Annotated in this window: 16 protein-coding genes; 12 read left to right on the top strand and 4 right to left on the bottom strand. The window is 68.5% G+C overall.

Annotation, left to right across the window (positions count from 1 at the left end):
* The first annotated feature begins 100 nt into the window (after nt 1-100).
* From FFI87_RS23535 to FFI87_RS23510, 6 genes are all read left to right on the top strand, one after another.
* Nucleotides 101-1,222 carry a branched-chain amino acid ABC transporter substrate-binding protein gene (locus FFI87_RS23535; RefSeq protein ID WP_012366034.1) on the top strand — a complete coding sequence of 374 codons (1,122 nt, stop codon included), beginning with the start codon at nt 101-103 and terminating at the stop codon, nt 1,220-1,222.
* A gap of 54 nt (nt 1,223-1,276) precedes the next feature.
* Complete coding sequence (lhpH, locus tag FFI87_RS23530; protein WP_138848837.1) at nt 1,277-2,284, top strand: trans-3-hydroxy-L-proline dehydratase; 1,008 nt, start codon at nt 1,277-1,279, stop codon at nt 2,282-2,284.
* 197 nt (nt 2,285-2,481) lie between these two features.
* Entirely contained in the window at nt 2,482-5,058 is a 2,577-nt protein-coding gene (locus FFI87_RS23525; protein WP_186381728.1) for a penicillin-binding protein 1A, read from the top strand.
* A 78-nt stretch (nt 5,059-5,136) separates the two neighbouring features.
* Entirely contained in the window at nt 5,137-6,012 is an 876-nt protein-coding gene (locus tag FFI87_RS23520; RefSeq protein ID WP_138848839.1) for a PilZ domain-containing protein, read from the top strand.
* Between the two features lie 261 nt (nt 6,013-6,273).
* The gene (locus tag FFI87_RS23515) at nt 6,274-6,603 is read left to right on the top strand and encodes a DUF4148 domain-containing protein (RefSeq protein ID WP_011658781.1); all 330 of its coding nucleotides are present in this window, start codon (nt 6,274-6,276) and stop codon (nt 6,601-6,603) included.
* Nucleotides 6,604-6,872: 269 nt separating this feature from the next.
* Nucleotides 6,873-7,277, top strand: coding sequence for a lysozyme inhibitor LprI family protein (locus FFI87_RS23510; protein ID WP_138848840.1), 405 nt, complete (start codon nt 6,873-6,875; stop codon nt 7,275-7,277).
* A gap of 78 nt (nt 7,278-7,355) precedes the next feature.
* Here FFI87_RS23510 and FFI87_RS23505 read toward each other — a convergent pair whose 3' ends face one another.
* Entirely contained in the window at nt 7,356-8,003 is a 648-nt protein-coding gene (locus FFI87_RS23505; RefSeq protein WP_006755659.1) for a response regulator transcription factor, read from the bottom strand.
* A complete protein-coding gene (locus tag FFI87_RS23500) occupies nt 8,000-10,111 on the bottom strand; it encodes a PAS domain S-box protein (protein WP_138848841.1) in 2,112 nt (703 codons plus the stop codon). Before FFI87_RS23500 ends, FFI87_RS23505 begins: the two co-directional genes overlap by 4 nt.
* 322 nt (nt 10,112-10,433) lie before the next feature.
* On the opposite strand from FFI87_RS23500, the gene FFI87_RS23495 reads away from it, so the two are divergent.
* The 4 genes from FFI87_RS23495 to FFI87_RS23480 all read left to right on the top strand — a co-directional run bounded on the left by FFI87_RS23495 (nt 10,434) and on the right by FFI87_RS23480 (nt 14,256).
* Nucleotides 10,434-10,907 carry a universal stress protein gene (locus tag FFI87_RS23495; protein WP_138848842.1) on the top strand — a complete coding sequence of 158 codons (474 nt, stop codon included), beginning with the start codon at nt 10,434-10,436 and terminating at the stop codon, nt 10,905-10,907.
* 357 nt (nt 10,908-11,264) lie between these two features.
* Nucleotides 11,265-11,771 (top strand): cupin domain-containing protein, encoded by a 507-nt coding sequence (locus FFI87_RS23490; protein WP_138848843.1) that lies wholly within the window; start codon nt 11,265-11,267, stop codon nt 11,769-11,771.
* Nucleotides 11,772-11,937: 166 nt separating this feature from the next.
* A complete protein-coding gene (locus FFI87_RS23485; protein WP_012366042.1) occupies nt 11,938-12,966 on the top strand; it encodes a DedA family protein/thiosulfate sulfurtransferase GlpE in 1,029 nt (342 codons plus the stop codon).
* 345 nt (nt 12,967-13,311) lie between these two features.
* Nucleotides 13,312-14,256 (top strand): universal stress protein, encoded by a 945-nt coding sequence (locus tag FFI87_RS23480; protein WP_006750993.1) that lies wholly within the window; start codon nt 13,312-13,314, stop codon nt 14,254-14,256.
* Between the two features lie 530 nt (nt 14,257-14,786).
* Here the strand turns inward: FFI87_RS23480 and FFI87_RS23475 are convergent.
* Nucleotides 14,787-15,197, bottom strand: a complete 411-nt coding sequence (locus tag FFI87_RS23475) for a hypothetical protein (protein WP_012366043.1) — start codon at nt 15,195-15,197, stop codon at nt 14,787-14,789.
* Nucleotides 15,198-15,526: 329 nt separating this feature from the next.
* Nucleotides 15,527-15,691: a hypothetical protein gene (locus tag FFI87_RS34575; protein ID WP_186381727.1), complete on the bottom strand. Its 165-nt coding sequence runs from the start codon at nt 15,689-15,691 to the stop codon at nt 15,527-15,529.
* A 99-nt stretch (nt 15,692-15,790) separates the two neighbouring features.
* On the opposite strand from FFI87_RS34575, the gene FFI87_RS23470 reads away from it, so the two are divergent.
* Both FFI87_RS23470 and FFI87_RS23465 read left to right on the top strand, forming a co-directional pair.
* Nucleotides 15,791-16,048: a DUF3562 domain-containing protein gene (locus tag FFI87_RS23470; protein ID WP_011658797.1), complete on the top strand. Its 258-nt coding sequence runs from the start codon at nt 15,791-15,793 to the stop codon at nt 16,046-16,048.
* Nucleotides 16,049-16,291: 243 nt separating this feature from the next.
* Nucleotides 16,292-18,091, top strand: coding sequence for a methyl-accepting chemotaxis protein (locus tag FFI87_RS23465; protein WP_138848844.1), 1,800 nt, complete (start codon nt 16,292-16,294; stop codon nt 18,089-18,091).
* Nucleotides 18,092-18,133 lie beyond the last annotated feature (42 nt).

Raw genomic sequence — 18,133 nt, 5'->3', positions numbered from 1 at the left:
CTGAAATATGACCAGAATCGTAAATAGTATTTTGAAATTGCTTGCATCGTGACCATGCGTGTCCTACATTGGTTTCACACAAAACCAATCAGGAGACACCATGCGACACCTCATTACCGCGCTCTCGGTGGCCGTTGCTGCCGGCGCGCTGACTTCCGCGCACGCGCAGGAGGTCGTGACGATCGGCCACTCGGCGCCGCTGACCGGCCCGCAGGCCGCGAACGGCAAGGACAATGAAAACGGCGCGCGCCTCGCCGTCGACGAGCTCAACAAGGCGGGTGTGAAAGTGGCCGGCAAGACGGTCACGTTCAAGCTGGTGTCCGACGACGATCAGGCCGACCCGAAGGCGGGTGTGCAGGTCGCGCAGAGCCTGGTCGACAAGGGCGTCGTCGCGGTGCTCGGCCCGTACAACTCGGGCGTCGCGATTCCCGCGTCGCGCGTGTACGCCAATGCCGGCGTGCCGATGCTGCCGGTCGCGTCGAATCCCGCGCTCACGCGCCAGGGCTTCAAGAACATCTTCCGGATCGGCGCGAGCGACGAGCAGCTCGGCGGCACGATGGCGACCTTCGCAGCGAAGACGCTGAACGCGAAGACCGCCGTGGTCATCGACGATCGCACCGCGTACGGGCAGGGGGTCGCCGAGCAGTTCGCGAACGTCGCGAAGGCCAACGGGATCAAGATCGTCGACCAGGAGTACACGAGCTCGTCGGCGACCGATTTCCTCGGCATTCTCACCAAGATCAAGGCCAGCAATCCCGACGTGATCTTCTTCGGCGGCTATGCGGCGCAGGGCGCGCCGATGGCGAAGCAGATGAAGCAGCGCGGCTTGCGCGCGAAGCTGCTCGGCGGCGACGGCATCTGCTCGGCCGACATGGGCAAGGTCGCGGGCGAGGCCGCGTCGATCGTCTATTGCGCGCAGGGCGGCGTCGCGCTCGAGAAAACCTCGGCCGGCCGCGCATTCCTGAAGAAGTACCACGACACCTATCACACGGAGACGCAGGTCTACGGCGTCAACTACTACGACGGCATGAAGCTGCTCGCCGACGCGATGGTCAAGGCCGGCACGACCACCGACAAGGCGAAGCTGATCGCGCAACTGGCGAAATCGAACTACGCGGGTGTCGCGGGCACCTATTCGTTCGACGAACACGGCGACCTGAAGGGCGCGCCGACCACTGTCTACGTGATCCGTAACGGGCTGCCCGAGCCGTACGCGAAGTAACCGCCACCGGACGGCGCCGCGGCGCCGTCCTTCGTCTTCCCGCTTTCGATCCCCATGAAAATTTCCCGATCCCTTTCGACCGTCGAAGTCCATACCGGCGGCGAAGCCTTTCGCATCGTCACGAGCGGGCTGCCGCGCCTGCCGGGCGACACGATCGTCCAGCGCCGCGCGTGGCTCAAGGAGCACGCCGACGAGATCCGCCGTGCGCTGATGTTCGAACCGCGCGGCCACGCCGACATGTACGGCGGCTACCTGACCGAGCCGGTGTCGCCGAACGCGGATTTCGGCGTGATCTTCCTGCACAACGAGGGCTATAGCGACCATTGCGGGCACGGCGTGATCGCGCTGTCGACCGCCGCGGTCGAACTCGGCTGGGTGCAGCGCACGGTGCCGGAGACGCGCATCGGCATCGATGCGCCGTGCGGCTTCATCGAGGCGTTCGTGCAATGGGACGGCGAGCACGCGGGGCCCGTGCGCTTCGTCAACGTGCCGTCGTTCATCTGGCGGCGCGACGTGTCGGTCGACACGCTGTCGTTCGGCACCGTGACCGGCGACATCGCGTACGGCGGCGCGTTCTACTTCTACGTCGACGGTGCGCCGTTCGACCTGCCGGTGCGCGAAGCGGCGGTGGAGAGGCTGATCCGCTTCGGCGCCGAAGTGAAGGCCGCCGCGAACGCGAAGTATCCCGTCGTGCATCCGGAGATTCCGGAAATCAACCATATCTACGGCACGATCATCGCGAATGCGCCGCGCCATCCGGGCTCGACGCAGGCGAACTGCTGCGTGTTCGCGGATCGCGAAGTCGACCGCTCGCCGACCGGCTCCGGCACCGGCGGACGTGTCGCGCAGCTGTACCAGCGCGGCCTGCTCGCGGCCGGCGACACGCTCGTCAACGAGTCGATCGTCGGTACGGTGTTCAAGGGGCGCGTGCTACGCGAGACGATGGTCGGCGACATCCCGGCCGTGATCCCGGAAGTGGAGGGCAGCGCGCACATCTGCGGGTTCGCGAACTGGATCGTCGACGAACGCGATCCGCTGACCTACGGTTTCCTCGTGCGCTGAACACCGGCGCACGGCATCCGGTTGTACCAGGCTTGGCGCGCGGTCCCCTTGCGGGGCGCGCGCCTTTTTTGTTGTGAAAAGGCGCGAGCGGAGGCCATTCGCACAGGCGCCGGCTGGCCGCCGGCCGGTGGGCCGCGCGAGTTTTGGTACGATGCTGCCTTTCCAGCCGATCCCCCACCCGCGTGAATCGCCGAAACGTGTCGTCAGTGCGTGATCTCTGTGCCAAATGGGTCGCGCGCGCCCAACCCGTCGCGGCCGCTGCCGCCGTGCCCGTCAAGCGTGTGCTGGCCACCGCCTGGCGCCATCTCCGTCATCCGACGCGCCGCGGCGTGCTGCTCGCGGCCGCCGCCGTGCCGGTGCTGTTCCTGCTGTACGTGCTGGCGCTGATTCCGTTCACGCCCGGCATCGGCGACATCCGCAAGGCGCGCGTCGACCAGCCCGCGCAGGTGCTGTCCGCCGACGGCAAGCTGCTGGCGGAATTCAAGCCGTCGAACCGCGAATGGGTGCCGCTCAAGCAGATTTCGCCGCACATGGTCGATGCGCTGATCGCGACGGAGGACCACCGCTTCTACGAGCACCACGGCCTCGACTGGAAGCGCACGGCGTCGGCCGCGCTCCATACGTTCTCCGGCAACCGCCAGGGGGGCTCGACGATCACGCAGCAGCTCGCGCGCAACCTGTATCCGGACGAGATCGGCCGCGCGCCGACGCTCACGCGCAAGGTGAAGGAGGCGATCACCGCGCTGAAGATCGAGGCCATCTACAGCAAGCCGCAGATCCTTGAGACCTACCTGAACACGGTGCCGTTCCTGTACAACGCGTACGGCGTCGAGATGGCCGCGCGCACCTATTTCGACAAGTCGGCCGACCAGCTCGACGTGCTCGACAGCGCGACGCTCGTCGGGATGCTCAAGGGCAACAGCTACTACAACCCGGTGCTGAACCCCGAGCGCGCGCTGCAGCGGCGCAATACGGTGCTCGGCCAGATGGTGAAGTACGGCAAGCTGTCGCCGGCGCAGTTCGCGCAGTTGCAGCGCCGGCCGCTGCGTGTCGACTTCGAGCGCCAGAAGGAGCCGCCGGGGCCCGCGCCGCATTTCGCGCAGCAGTTGCGCAAATGGCTGATCGGCTGGGCCGACCGCAACGACTACAACATCTATTCGGACGGGCTGATCGTGCGCACCACGATCGATGCGCGGCTGCAGCAGATGGCGACTCAGGCGCTCACGCAGCAGGCGAACCAGCTGCAGGGGATCGCGAACAACGCGTGGAGCGGCCGCGACGGCTGCGGCACCGACAACGAGGTGTTCCGCACCTTCATGCGCGAGTCCCCCGAATACAAGGCCGCGCAGGACGCCGGCAAGGACGATGCGGCCGCGATGAAGCAGCTCGCCGCCGACCGAGGCTTCATGCGCGCGCTGTGCAAGGCGAAGACCGACGTGCAGGCCGGCTTCGTCGCGATCGATCCGCGCGACGGGCAGATCCGCGCGTGGGTCGGCAGCCGCGACTTCACGAACGAGCCGTTCGACCACGTGTCGCAGGCACGGCGCCAGCCGGGTTCGACCTTCAAGCCGTTCGTCTATGGCGTCGCGTTCGCGAACGGGATGAAGCCGGAGGACACGTTCGTCGACCAGGCAATCGAGATTCCGCTGAAGGGCGGCGAGATCTGGCGGCCGAATGACGACGCGCCGCCCACCGGCAAGCCGATGACGCTGCGCGACGCGGTCGCGCTGTCGCGCAACCGGATCACCGCGCAGGTGATGGAGAAGGTCGGTCCGGCGGCCGTCGCGCGGCTCGCGCGCGACATGGGCGTGCGCGAAAGCCCGCTCGAGCGCGTGCCGTCGCTCGCGCTCGGCACGAGCCCCGTGACGCTGAAGGAGATGGTCGCGTCGTACGCGACGATCGCGAACGGCGGGCTGTACGTCGAGCCGCAGATGGTCACGCGCATCGAGACCCGCCAGGGCGACGTGCTCGCCGAATACGCGCCGGCGCCGCCCGAGCGCGCGCTCGACGCCGAAACCGACAAGACGCTGCTCGACGTGATGCGCGACGTCGTCACGCGCGGCACCGGCGGCAGCATCCGCACGCGCTTCGGGATCCGCGGCGATGTGGCCGGCAAGACCGGCACCACGCAGGACAACGCGGACGGCTGGTTCATCCTGATGCAGCCCGGGCTGGTCGCGGGCGCGTGGGTCGGCTTCGACGACGGCCGCGTGACGCTGCGCAGCGACTACTGGGGGCAAGGCGCGCACAGCGCGCTGCCGATCGTCGGCGACTTCTTCCAGCGCGCGCAGCGCGCCCGGATCGTCGACACGAAGCTGAAATTCGACACCGAGCCGTCGCCCGGCTGGTTCGCGTCGGCGCGCGAACGGGTGACGGACCTGTTCGACGGGTGGTTCGGCCCGGAATCGAAGCAGGAGCCGGCGCCCGTGAGGACCCAGCGTATCGAGCGTCAGCCCGACGAGGACACAGACGAGGCGTCGGCGGCGTCCGCCGCGTCGGCGTCCGGGCCGGCATCGGGCGGCATCGTCGAGGAGTGGATCCCGGCGTCCGAGGTGGCGGCGTCGGCCGCCGCGTTGTCGGCGGGCGCGTCGCAATCGCAGCCCGTGCAGCCGCCGGCGGCGGCGGGAGGCAGCGCGGCGAGTTCGGGCAATACCGGTGGCGGCGGCCTCGGCTCCGCACCGGCGACCGCGCCTTCCGCCGTGCCGGCACCTTCACCGGCTCCGGCACCGGCACCGGCGCCCGCTTCACCCGACGCGACCAGCGGTTCGGAGTAACGAGCCGTTCAGATTTCGCGCGATGCTGCCGTAATCACGTTGTCACGACAGCTCGCGCGGCCGCTCCGCGCCATTCCGATGCCGCTCATCACCGATTACGTCGCGCTCGCGCGCGATGACGTCGCCGCCGGCGTCCCGCTCGGCTTCGATCTCTACGATGCGGGCGGCGCCGCGCTGCTGCCCGCCGGCGCCACGCTGCGCGATCCCGCGCAGCACGACTTCCTGTTCGATCACTTCCGGCCCGTTCGCAGGCGCGATGACGCCGGACCCGGAGCGTCCGACGGCGACACGGTGCCAGCGGCTGCGCACATGGGACTGTCGGCCGGCGCCGCGATCGGCATCCGCCGGCGCGTCGGTGCGGCCCGCGTGCTGCAACGCTGCCGGTTGATCGGGGTCGGCGCATCGGGCGTGCTGTTCGTCGAACCGCGGCCGTCGGCCGTGTTCGATTTTGCCCGCGGCGACGACGTCGAGGCGGTCGCGATCGGCCGCTCGGCGGTGTCGCGCTTCGGTGCGACGGTCGAGGCGGTGCAGACCGTAGGCGGCGCGCCGTTCATGGTGCTGTCGCCGCCGGGCTTCGTGGACCGGTTGCGCACGCGCGTCGAGCCGCGCGTGCCGGTACGGATCGCGGCCTGCTGCACAGGCGGGGCGGCACAGGCCGACGGTATCGGGATCGTTCACGATCTGAGCCTGAACGGATTGTCGATCGCGGTCGACCGCCCGCTCGCCGATGCCGGCGAGCCGTTTCGCGTGCAGCTGCCGTACATGGACGGAGACCGTATCGCGTTGCTGGCGCTCGACGCCACGGTGCGCGCGGTGCACGCGGAGCCAGCGACACCGGGCTGGACGCTTCATCACGCAGCATTCAGCGAAATCGCCGCGGCCGACCGGATCCGCCTGAAGGCGTTGCTGTTCGACCTGTCGGTGGAAAGCACGGAGGCCGATCACGTCCGCTGACGTGGGGTCGCCGTCCATGGCCGGCTGGATTGGCCGGCCCAGGCGCGGCCTGCTACAGCGCGCCGCAGTTTAATTGGGTGCGGATGTGACGCTAATCCTCTGATGATTTGACCGAATGCGCGGAAATTGTACGGAATTCGGTCAACAGTGAATTCGCGATTTAAGTATTTACCCTGATAGCCGAGCCGCCTAGACTTTCACTCATGCGCAACGACTACCCAGTCCGAAGCGCCTGACAAAACAATCTGGAGGTAACGCATCATGAAATCGCTGATCAAGGCAGTTGCACTGGCCGCACTGGTGGCCGCACCGATCGTATCGTTCGCTCAATCGAACCAGCAGCCGCTGACGCGCGCGCAAGTGCGTGCCGAGCTGGTCCAGCTCGAGAAGGCCGGCTACAACCCGAACGACTGGATGAACTATCCGGAAAACATCCAGGCCGCACAGGCAAAGATCGCAGCAGCCCAGAACACCGGCGCGCAGGCTGACGCCACGGGCTACGGCTCGAACCCGGTCGCGACGTCGCAGTCGGGCCAGCGCGTGACGGTGCCGGCCGCGGCCGACCGTTCGTCGGTGTACTTCGGTCACTAAGCCATTCGCTGCGCGTCCTGCGGGCCGCCGGCAACGCTATATCAAAAGGCCTGCACTCGTGTCGAGTGCAGGCTTTTTTGCGTCCGCCGCACGCGTGGCGCCGGCTGACAATCCGCGGCGCGTGCGCTAGCATCGCGGTCGGCATCGCCACGCCACGGCAGCCGTGGCGGATGGCGTGGCGCCGGCTCGTCGGCGACGCCGCGCACCGAGGCGCGGCGGCAAGCCCGGCACGAGGTTCCACCAATCAACGAAAACAAACAGGAGCATCCATGCGTGTCTTGACCGGTCTGCTGTGCGCGCTCGCGCTGACGGCGAACCTTGCCCATGCGCAGGCGAATTGTGCGGAGGCGACGGATCAGGCGGCGATGACGGCGTGTGCCGATCGCGCGTACAAGAAATCCGACGCGGAGCTGAATCGCACTTACCAGGCCGTCACCGCGCGCCTGCGCGATGCGAAGCCGCTCGCTGAGAAACTCGTGAGTGCGCAGCGCACGTGGATCGCCTACCGCGATGCCGAATGCAACTTCTCCAGCGCGAACGCCGAAGGCGGCAGCGCGTATTCGATGGTCGTGTCGACCTGCCTCGACGATCTGACGAAGATCCGCAACGAGACGCTGAAGGGGTATCTGTCCTGCGAGGAAGGCGATCTCGCGTGCCCGGTGCCGGCGAAGTAAAAGCCGCGCGGCGTCCGGCGTCCGGCCGGACCGCACGTCGCGCGGCCGGCGCAAGCCGGGGGTTAGCGTGAACAGGCGCTAGACATCGTCCGTTTCGTCGAGCAGCTTGTGCCGCATCGCATAGCGGACCAGCGCCGCTTCGTGGGGCATCTGCATCTTTTCCAGGATCCGGGTCTTGTAGGTGCTGACCGTCTTCGCGCTCACGCACAGCGCCTGCGCGATCTCGGTCAGTGTCTGTCCGGCGGCGATCCGGCGGAACACGTCGAACTCGCGATCGGACAACCGCTGGTGCGGCAGCGTCTCGGCCGGCTCGTTCAGGCTCTGCGCGAACTGCTCGGCCATCGCGAGGCTCACGTAGACGCCGCCCGACGCAACCTTCGTCACCGCGCCGACCAGTTCCGCGCTCGCGCTTTCCTTCGTCAGATAACCCGATGCACCGGCGCGGAACGCGCGCACCGCGTATTGCTGCTCCGCGTGCATCGTCAACACGAGCACCCGCAGCGCGGGCTTCTCGTCCTTGATCTGCTTGATCAGCTCGACGCCGTTGCGGCCCGGCATCGACAGGTCGAGCACCAGCACCTGCGCGGGCGTCGAACGAACCAGCGCGATCGTCGACGGGCCGTCGCACGCTTCGCCGGCCACCTCGAATCCGGTGGCGTTCTGGAGGATGTGCCGCAGACCGTCGCGCACGAGCGTATGGTCGTCGGCGATGAGCACCTTGATCATGTGAGGGTGGTTTCCTGTTGAACTGTGCCGAGCGGGAAGGCGACGGTGATCGAGAAGCCGCGCGCGAGCGCGGTGTCGATCGTCACGTTGCCGCCCAGCATGTGTGCGCGTTCGCGAATGCCGATCAGCCCGAACGATTTGTCCTCGTGGGCGCTGCCGCCCGGTGCCGCCCCGCGGCCGTTGTCCGCGACGCGCAGTACGCAGAAGCCTTCCTCGATGTCGAGCCGCAGCGCGACGCGGGTCGCATCCGCGTGGCGCGCGACGTTCGTCAGCGCTTCCTGGACGATCCGGAACAGCGTGGTCGCCCCCGCGCTGGTGAACGTGAGCCCGCCCGTTTCGATGTGGCGTTCGACGTCGATGCCGTAGCGGTTCGTGAAGTCGTTCGCCAGCCACTCGATCGCGGGCACGAGGCCGAGATCGTCGAGCATCACCGGACGCAGGTCGGCTGCGATGCGCCGCACCGACGCGACGGTTGCATCGATCAGACGGCGCATGCCCTGCAGGTGCGACAGCACGTCGTCGTTGGGTTGCGCACGGCCCGGCGCGCGCAGTTGCTGCTCGATCACCGACAGATCCATCTTCAGCGCGGTCAGTTGCTGGCCGAGATCGTCGTGCAGTTCGCGCGCGATGCGGGTCTTTTCCTCTTCGCGTACGTTCTGCAGGTTCGCCGAGAGTTCGCGCAGTTCCTCGCGCGACTGCTTCAGCGCGTTCTCCGCGCGCTGCCGCTCGGTGATGTCGCGCAGCATCACCGTATAGAGCTTGCCCGATGCATCGCGGATCTGCGAGATCGACGCCTCGATCGGAAATTCCTCGCCGTTGCCGCGCAGCCCGAACAGCACGCGCTGGCGGCCCATTTGGCGCTCGGACACGCCGGTCACGCCGAACTGGTCGACATGCTTCGCATGCGCGGCGCGAAACCGCTCGGGGATGAAGCGCGACAGCGGCGCGCCGATCGCCTCCATCGCCGACACGCCGAATACCTGTTCGGCCATCGGATTGAAGATGACAACCGTCTGCTTCTCGTCGATCGTGATGATCGCTTCCATCGACGAACGGATGATGCCCATCATCCGCGCCTCGTTGAGGATGCCGCGGCTGCTGGCGCCGGTATCGGCCGTCCCGGCGCGGCCGCGCAGCAGTGCATGGATGAGTGCCGCGAACGCGAACGACGCGATCAGCCCGGCGGCGAGCACCGTGCCCGCCGCGCGCTGCGCGCCGGTCGCGCTCGGGCGGCCGTCCGCGGAATAGGCGAGCGTCAGCACGGTGCCGCCGAAATTCAGCTGGTCGGTGCGGCGCATCAGGTCGGGCGACGTGGAGGCCTCGTCGGTCGTCGTCTCCGCGCTCGCGATCGGATGCGGATCGTCGCCGGCGCTCATCCGCAGGTCGAGCCCCCGTTCCGCGTCGAGCGCGCGCTCCACCACGCGATTCGGGCTGAGTGCCGCGAACAGCACGCCGCCGGCAGCCGTGTCATGGGCGCCGGCTGGCGTGACGGGCGTGCGCGATGAAGGCGTCGCCGGCACGAACAGCATGAGGATGCGGGTATCGCGGGACGTATCGTCGTCGGCCGGATGGATGCCGAGCGCGACATTGCCGGTGCGCAGCGCGCGTGCCAGCGGCGCCTGATCCGGTGCGCCGAAGCGCGCGCCGGCCGCGCTCGACAGCGGCGCGCTGAGCGTCGCGACCGCGAACGGGCCGGCCGGCAGCGGTGAGTCGCCGGCGAGCGCGCTGCGTGTCGCGGGCGACAGCGGCGCATAGCCGAGCTGCCGGACCGGCGAACGGCCGTTGTCGAGCTCGAGCGTGTCGGCATACCGGCGCCATTGCTCGGGTGTCATCTGCGGCGCGAGCAGGAACGCGCCGCGCGCGCTTTCGAGCACGGCGGCGCCGGTCTGCAACTCGTGGCGCAGCATCGCCGTCACGTGCGACGTGCGGCGTTCGAAGCGCGTATGCACGGCGCCTTGCCACTGCTCGCGCACCAGCAGCGCGACGCCGAGCGACAGCGCCGCGCCGGCGAACAGTGCAGCGACGCCAGCCACGAGTGGCTGGCGTAACATGGTCGGAAGGCGCGTGGGCCCTCGGGCGTCACGCGACGGGGTGCCACTGGCGGTCATTCGATTGGCCATTCTGGTGTCGGGGCCGCCCGTGGCGCGCCGGGCGGTGCGGCAAAACCGGGAAAAACTCGCACCCGCCGCGTGCTACTTTTGTTTTCAAGCTGAAATTGTGCGCGTTTTATTGGTTTTTTGTAATAGGGCCAGCTGAAAACGCGGTAGCGGGGCGGTGCAGCGGACGTTCCGGCGGCGATTGACGCGCGTCAACGGGCGCGTCGGCAGGTGGGGGCAGACTGTTCGGCAGGCGAGCCGGCATCGGGCCGGCTCGCGGTGACGGGCGCGTGGTTGCGCGATGCACGGCGCGTGCCCGGTCGGAGGGCGGACCATGTACAAGCGAATTTTCGTCGGGCTCGACGGCGGCCCAAGCGCGCGTCTCGCGCTGAACGAGGCGATCCGGATCGCGCTGGCATCCGGCGGCGAGGTGACGTGCGCGTATGTCGTCGAGCATCGGCCGCAGCTCGTCGACGTCGATGCGGGTTTTGCGGCCGAACGCGACCGCGACGCGGCGGCAACCGCCGCGGCGACGCCCGTGCTCGACGACGCGCGAGCGGTGCTCGCGCAGCAGCATGTGCCGGGCGCCGTGCGCGCGCTCGATGCATATGGCGAGGACGTCGCCGCGGTGCTGATGCGCACGGCGGCCGAGGTCGGTGCCGATCTGATCGTGATGGGGACGAGCGGGCGGCACGGCCTGCGCCGGCTGCTGCTCGGCAGTGTCGCGGAATCGCTGCTGCGCTCGGCCGACCGGCCGGTGCTGCTGGTGCGGCACGACGAGCCGGCTGCGGTGGCGACCGCGCGATGACCGGGGTGGGGTGTTGAGGCGCGGGTGGCAGAGGGCGGCCGGGCGGATGGCGGCGTGACGGCGTGACGGCGTGACCGCGTTGTCGGTCACGCGTCCGGCACATCGATCAACGGGCCGTGCATGCGCGGCCACACAGGGGCGTGATCGCATCGCCCCGGTTGCATCGTGACCGGCACTTCTGGCAGCATCGACCGGTGTCCGCTTCATCGTCGCGCGGGTTCAAGCGCGATCCAGTCGCCGCGTGCATGGCCGCGGCGATCGACGCAGCGGCACGCGACGGTGCGGGAGATTGCATATGCGATCGTCCTGCGCGGTGCGTCGCGTGCCCGGTTTCCTACCTTACCGACGTCATCCGCCATGCCGATTTCCGCCGCCGACCTGATTCACCAGTTCGATCTTCAGCCGCATCCCGAGGGCGGCTATTTCCGCGAAACCTACCGCGCGACCGATACCGTCGTGCGTCCTGCCGACGGCGCGCCGCGCGCGGCGTCGACCGCGATCTACTACCTGTTGTGCGACGGCGCGTATTCGTCGTGGCATCGGATCCGTTCCGACGAGGTCTGGCATTTCTACGCGGGCGATCCGCTCGAAGTGTGGGTGCTCGACGAGCACGACGGCCTGACGATCCATCGGCTCGGCAACCCGCTCACGCATCCGGGCACCGTGTTCCAGGCCGTCGTGCCGGCCGGACGCTGGTTCGGCGCGCGCTGCGCGTCGCCGGAGCACGTCGCGCTCGCGGGCTGTACGGTCGCGCCGGGGTTCGAGTTCGCGGAATTCGAGCTCGCGGATGCGACCGCACTGGCCGCCGCGTTTCCCGAATACGCGGAATACGTCGCGGGGCTCGCGCAGCGCCCTGACGCGTGAGCGTGCGGGCTGCCGCCGACGGCAGCCGTTCCGCGCGGCCCTCGCCAAACCCGTTTAGAATGCAGCGTGGTGCAGGGTCGGCCGCGGACCTGCCGCGGCGATCGCTGCCAGCCGTATCGACGGCCGCCTCCGTCGCACGGTCCGCATGTCTTCCAGGAGCGCCGCCGTGTGGCACTTTCCCATTGCAATTCCCTCGTCGCTCGGCCCGTGGGCCGTGTTCGCGAGCGTACTCATCACGCAGCTCGGCGTGCCGGTGCCAGCTGTGCCGATGCTGATTCTCGGCGGTACGATGGCGGCGATGGGGCAGGCGTCCTGGACGAGCATGTTCGCGGCGGCGATCGGTGCGACGATGCTTGCCGATTCGCTGTGGTTCTTCATGGGCCGCACGCGCGGGCGGCGCTTGCTGAACGGGCTCGTGCGCTTCTCGCTGTCGCTCGACACGACGCTGCGCTTCGCGCGTAATGTGTTCGAAAGATACGGCGCGCCGCTCCTCGTCATCTCCAAATTCCTGCCGGGCCTCGGCCTCGTGTCGGCGCCGCTGCTCGGCACGACCGCGATCGGCGTCGGCGTGTTCCTGTTCTGGGATCTGGCAGGAGCGTCGTTGTGGGCCGCGGTCTGGCTCGTCGGCGGCGCGGCCGTGCATGACCAGATCGTCCAGTTCGTGCTGTGGGTGCGCTCGAGCGGCGGTACGATCCTCGACGCGTTTCTCGCGATCTTCATCACGTTCGTGCTGTACCGCTGGGTGCGCCGCGTGCAATTCCGCCGCTACCTCGCGCAGTTGCGCATCTCGCCGCCGCAGCTCGTCGAGATGATGACGTCGAATGAACCGCCGCTGATCTTCGATGCGCGGCCGCGCGCGATTCGCGAACGGGAGCCGTACCGGATCGCCGGTGCGGTGCCGGTCGATCTCGATTCGCCGGACCTGCTCGATCCGGAACTGCTGAAGCGGCCGATCGTCGTGTATTGCGTGTGCCCGAACGAGGCGACCGCGAAGCGCCTGATCGCGAAAATGCAGCGCAAGAAGATGCTCCACAACATCAGGGCGCTGAAGGGCGGCCTCGATGCGTGGGAGAAGCACGGTTATCCGGTCGAACCGATGCCGGCCGATGCGGATGCGTCGCGGTATTTCGTGCGGCCGGCCCACGCCGCGCCGCTCGAGGGCGAATATACGGTGCGGGCGACGCTGTCGAAATGAATCATGCGCGCAATGCCGCGCACGTTCCGATTCCGCCACCGGTTTCCCGCTTCTCGTTCGCGCGAAACTCGGTTGGCACGAAACCCCTGATCCCATAAGCGAACCGGCGAAAATCCACCGCGCCGCGCGCCGTACACGCGCACGCAACGCGTCTCGGCCCGCACGCGCATTGATCCCGATCATGCACGCGTCGGCAGGACGTCATATCCTGTCGGAATCGCTTGTCCGCGCTTCGCGTGGCCATCCACCGATCCCGCGCCACGCCGGCCTTCCGCCCGCCGTGGGCCGCTGCCGCGCGAAGCTCCGGTCGTCGTCCGCGACGACGCGTCCACAGAGGCCTTCGCCATGCAAACCACCCCGACCACCTCGACCATCCCCCCGCTCGCGCGCATCGCGCTGGCCGTCGATCTGACGCCCGAGTCACTGTCCGCCGCGCGCTATACGCGAACGCTGCTGCGCCCCGGCATGCAGGTGCGCATCGTCTGCGCGATCGACAATCCGCGCCTCGTGCTGCCCGACATCCCGCGCGTCGACGCGCTGCTGACATCGGCGCGCGAGGAAATGATGCACGAAGCGCAGGCGACACTCGAACGCACCGCCGCACTGTTCGCCGGCAGCGGCGTGGCCGTCGAGCAGGTGATCCTCGATACGTCGGTCACGGGCGGTACGGTTGCGGATGCACTCGCGAACGAGACGTCGGGATGGCATGCCGACGTGCTCGTGGTCGGCGCGAATCCGCACCACGGGCTGTTGCGGCTCGTCGAAGGCGCGATGTCCGACACATTGGCCGCGCGCGCACGCTGCGCGCTGCTGATCGTCCCGGCCGACTATGCGCGGCCGGCGGACGGGCCGCTGCAGCGCCTGATGTTCGCGGTCGACGGCAGCGAGCCGTCGCTGCACGCGGTGCGCGTCGGGCTCGGCTTCGCGGCGCCGACGACGCTGCTGTACGCGGCCTATGTCGTCGATCGCGCGGTGCGTCTGACGGATCTCGTGCCGGTGCGCGCGCTCGAGGACGCCTATCGCGCGGAAGGCGAGGATGCGCTGGCCCGGATCGGCCCGCTGTTCCATGCGGCGGGCAACCCGGCCAAGCGCGGCATCGTCGAAACCCGTCCGACCAGTGACGACGTCGCCCATGCACTGATGCGCGACGCGGTGCACTGGCATGCGGAACTGCTGGTGGTCGGCACGCACGGCCGGCGCGGCATCGCCGCCTGGCTGATCGGCAGCGTCGCGCGCCGGGTCGCGCATCTCGCGCAGGTGCCGGTGCTGCTCGTGCGTGGCGACGCGTGAAGAGCGCAGCGCGATGCAGGTGAAGCGGGCTTTCGTTGACCTGCATCAGAAACGCCGTGCGCCGCGCGTGAGACAGTGACACAACGTCCGGCGTGGCGGACCGGCTGTCGTCCGTACGTGACGTTGCGATTGGACGCGTCGAGTCCGAGCCGCGCGAACGGACGCCGAACGCACGCATGTCCGAGATCGTTGCGATCAACCGATTTCCGGAGCCGTGCCGCGCCTCGCGTGGCGCGTGAGCCGATCAAGAACTCTCCGGCACGAGGGTAGGCAGCTAACGGCTGCCTTGGAACGACGGACGGGGTGTATCTCACCCCGTCCGCTTCCTGGCCCCGTGCAGACTACTTTCCTCGCAGGTATTGTCTTCGTCGATATCGCCGAGTGGAACGGCGTGTGGGGACACGCGATCGCGCGACGGCGGAGCGGCGCGGATGACGGCAAGCGAGGCGCGCAGCGCTCGCTGCCGAATGGGTGTAGCAGTCGACGCAGCCATCGCGCGACCCCGTGCCGCGCCTGCTGCGTTCAGGCTCTCATACGTAGCGCATCGTTCGCTGGTCGCGCCCGCGGCGGGTGATGCGGCATACGCAGGCGCCGCGACGCACGCCATGCGGACGTCCTCGTCCGCCCGGTGTGCGATTGCGCAACCGCGGCCAGCCGGGTCGTCCCTTGCGGCGTGGCTCCGCGACGGCAACGGCCGGTGTGTTGGCGTCGGCCCGCGCACGCAGCGCAGCGGCGAACCGCTGCAGCGCGAGCACCGACCCCGCGACACTCTGGTATTTTTCGCGTCCGATCTGCCCGTCGAGCATCACGAGCAAGCCCGCTTCGCGCGCGATCGCGAGCAACGCGTCGAGATCGTCGGGCGGCTGGATACCGGCCGGCGCGGCGGGCGCGGACAGCGTGTGCCGCCGTCCGTCCCGGGCCGGGAAATTGCGATGTCCCATGATTGGTCTCCTGCGCCGGACCCCGCATGCCGACTCAACGGCCGGCTGAGCGATGACCGGATATGAACGTATCGTTCATGACATCAGTATCCGTCACCGATACCTCGCTGCCAATCGGCGCGCGCTGAACTCGTTGTCAGACATTGCGTGCGGCGTATCGGAATCCGCTGACAAACGGCACCGGCGTTCGACCGCCGCGGCGCGATGCGCGGGCCGCGGCACGCCATGTGCGGCGCGGCGATGCGGTGCATAAAAACAGACGAATCGCGGCCGGCGCGCTTTGCTTGACGCAGGATTTCGACCGGTCTAAGTTGCTCACTGCATCGGCGTCACGCGACGGTTCCTCGTCTGCGCGAGCGGCGGTGCCGCGCCTCGGGGTGGCGTGGCAATCCTTCCAGTCGTTCGCGGGCCATGCGCACCGCGAATCCCGCGCGCGGGCCGATCCGGCAATCGATCGGCGCGGCGGCACGCAAGGTGCCGTTGATCGCGCGCAAACACGCTTCGGCGCATCGTACGCCGGGTGGCCATTCAGTCCTTAATCTTCCGGTAGCGTCTTTTTTTCCTTTCGTTCCTCGACCGTCAGGAGCCCGTCGATGTCACAACAGGACACCATGCTTGAAGCCTTGAAAGCCGTCGCCGAACAGCGCGAGATCGGCGACGACCAGCTGCGCACGATGCTCGACGACGAAGTGCGTGCGTTGTCGTCCGATGCCCGCGTGCACGACTATATCCACGTGTTCGCGATTCGTCACCTGCGCGAACGGATGCGCAGACAGGACGACCTCGAGCGCGACACCTCGTCCGGTACGCAGCACAAGGAGCCGGACACGCGTGCCGATCGCCGTCTGTGACGGACGCTCGCCGCGATCAACGCCACTGGTGCGCTCGGGACGCGGCCGGCGTTCGACCGGTACGCTCGCCATCTCGCAGCGCAAACCGCCGTCCGCGGGCTGACAACACGCTTACGCGCCGGCAGCGCCTTTCTTCATACGTTTCATTGAATTGCCACAACGGCCTCAAGTAAGTGGCGCGGATGCCGTTTACCCGGTGAATCCGTCCACCGGGCGGTCCCGCTTCCTTACCGAGTCGTTGCCATGTTTTCGTCCATCCGGACCCGCATTCTTGCCGCGTGCGTCGCCATCGTCGTCTTCGCGCTCGTCGCCACCACGCTGATCAACTATTTCATCGCACGCTCGTACAACGAGGACGCGATCGACCGCAACCTGACCTCCGTCGCGAGCGGCCACGTGGTCGGCATCGGCGACTGGGTCGCAACCAGGAGCCGGATGATCGCGTCGCTGCAGGACGCCGCGCTGTCGCCGGATCCACTGCCGGTGTTCAAGCAGATGGCCGCGGCCGGCGGCTTCACGAACGTGTACGCGGGCTACGCGGACAAGGTGTTCCATTTCTCCGATCCGACGGGCATCCCGCCCGACTATGATCCGACCGGCCGCCCGTGGTACAAGCAGGCCGCTCAGGCCGGCAAGCCGGTTGTCACGCCGCCTTACGTCGACGCGGGCACCGGCAACCTGGTCGTCACGTTCGCGGTGCCGATCCTGCGCGACGGGGCGCTGAAGGGTGTCGTGGCGGCCGACGTCGCGATGGATAGCGTGATCGCGAACGTGAAGTCGATCCACCCGACGCCCGCGAGCTTCGGCATGCTGATCGACAGCAACGGCCACGTCGTCGCGCATCCCGACGCGAAGCTCACGCTGAAGCCGGTGGCGGACGTGTCGCCCGACCTCGGCAGCATGAGCGCCGCGTCGCTGGCCGCGGCCACCGCGCCGGTCGAAGTGCACGTCGGCGATGACGCGAAGCTCGCGCGCGCGCAGGCCGTGCCGGGCACCGACTGGTATGCGCTGGTGCTGCTCGACAAATCGGAAGCGACGGCCGGCATGCGCTCGCTGCTGACCGCGTCGCTGGTCACGCTGGTCGTGATCGTCGGCGTCGCGTCGGTGATCATCGGCGCGATCACCACGACCGCATTCCGCCGCCTGTCGCAGGTGCGTCAGGCGATGGCGTCGATCGGCTCGGGCACGGGCGACCTGACGCAGCGCTTGCCGGCCGAAGGCCGCGACGAAGTGGCCGATATCGCGCGCTCGTTCAACAGCTTCGTCGACAAGCTGAACGACGTGATGCGGCAGATCCGCGACGCGAGCGAATCGGTGCGCACGGCCGCGAACGAAATCGCCGCGGGCAACCAGGACCTGTCGTCGCGCACCGAATCGGCGGCGGCGAGCCTCGAGGAAACGGCCGCGTCGATGGAAGAGATCACCGCGACGGTCGGTCAGTCTGCGGCGGCTGCCGGCCAGGCCGACGAACGCGCGGCCGCGGCGTCGCGGATCGCGTCGCACGGCGGCGTGGTCGTGTCGGACGTGGTGGCGACGATGGGGAAGATCGAGGAGGCGTCGGGCCGGATCGGCGCCATCATCGGCGTGATCGACGGCATCGCGTTCCAGACCAACATCCTCGCGCTGAACGCGGCCGTCGAAGCGGCGCGCGCCGGCGAGCAGGGCCGCGGTTTCGCGGTCGTCGCGCAGGAAGTGCGCAGCCTCGCGCAACGCAGCGCGCAAGCCGCGCGGGAGGTGAAGGTGCTGGTCGAGTCGACGGTGGCGAGCGTGTCGGCCGGGTCGGGGCAGGTGCGCCAGGCCGGCGACACAATGCGCGAGATCGTGTCGAACGTCGCCAACGTGACGACGATCATCTCCGAGATCACGCACGCAGCGAACGAGCAGACGCGCGGCATCCAGGAAGTGAATCGCGCGGTCTCGCAGCTCGACGAGATGGTGCAGCAGAACGCCGCCCTCGTCGAACAGTCGACCGCGGCCGCGACCGCACTTCAGACGCAGGCGAACGCACTCGCGACGACGGTCGGGCAGTTCAAGGTCGCATGACCCGCGCCGAGCGACGCAGGTCGAGCCGCCGCGCGGCGACGC

Source organism: Burkholderia sp. KBS0801 (assembly GCF_005937855.2).
GTDB classification, from domain to species: domain Bacteria; phylum Pseudomonadota; class Gammaproteobacteria; order Burkholderiales; family Burkholderiaceae; genus Burkholderia; species Burkholderia ambifaria.
Note: the sequence above shows the minus strand (reverse complement) of the source record. Positions and strands in the feature narration are given on the sequence as shown.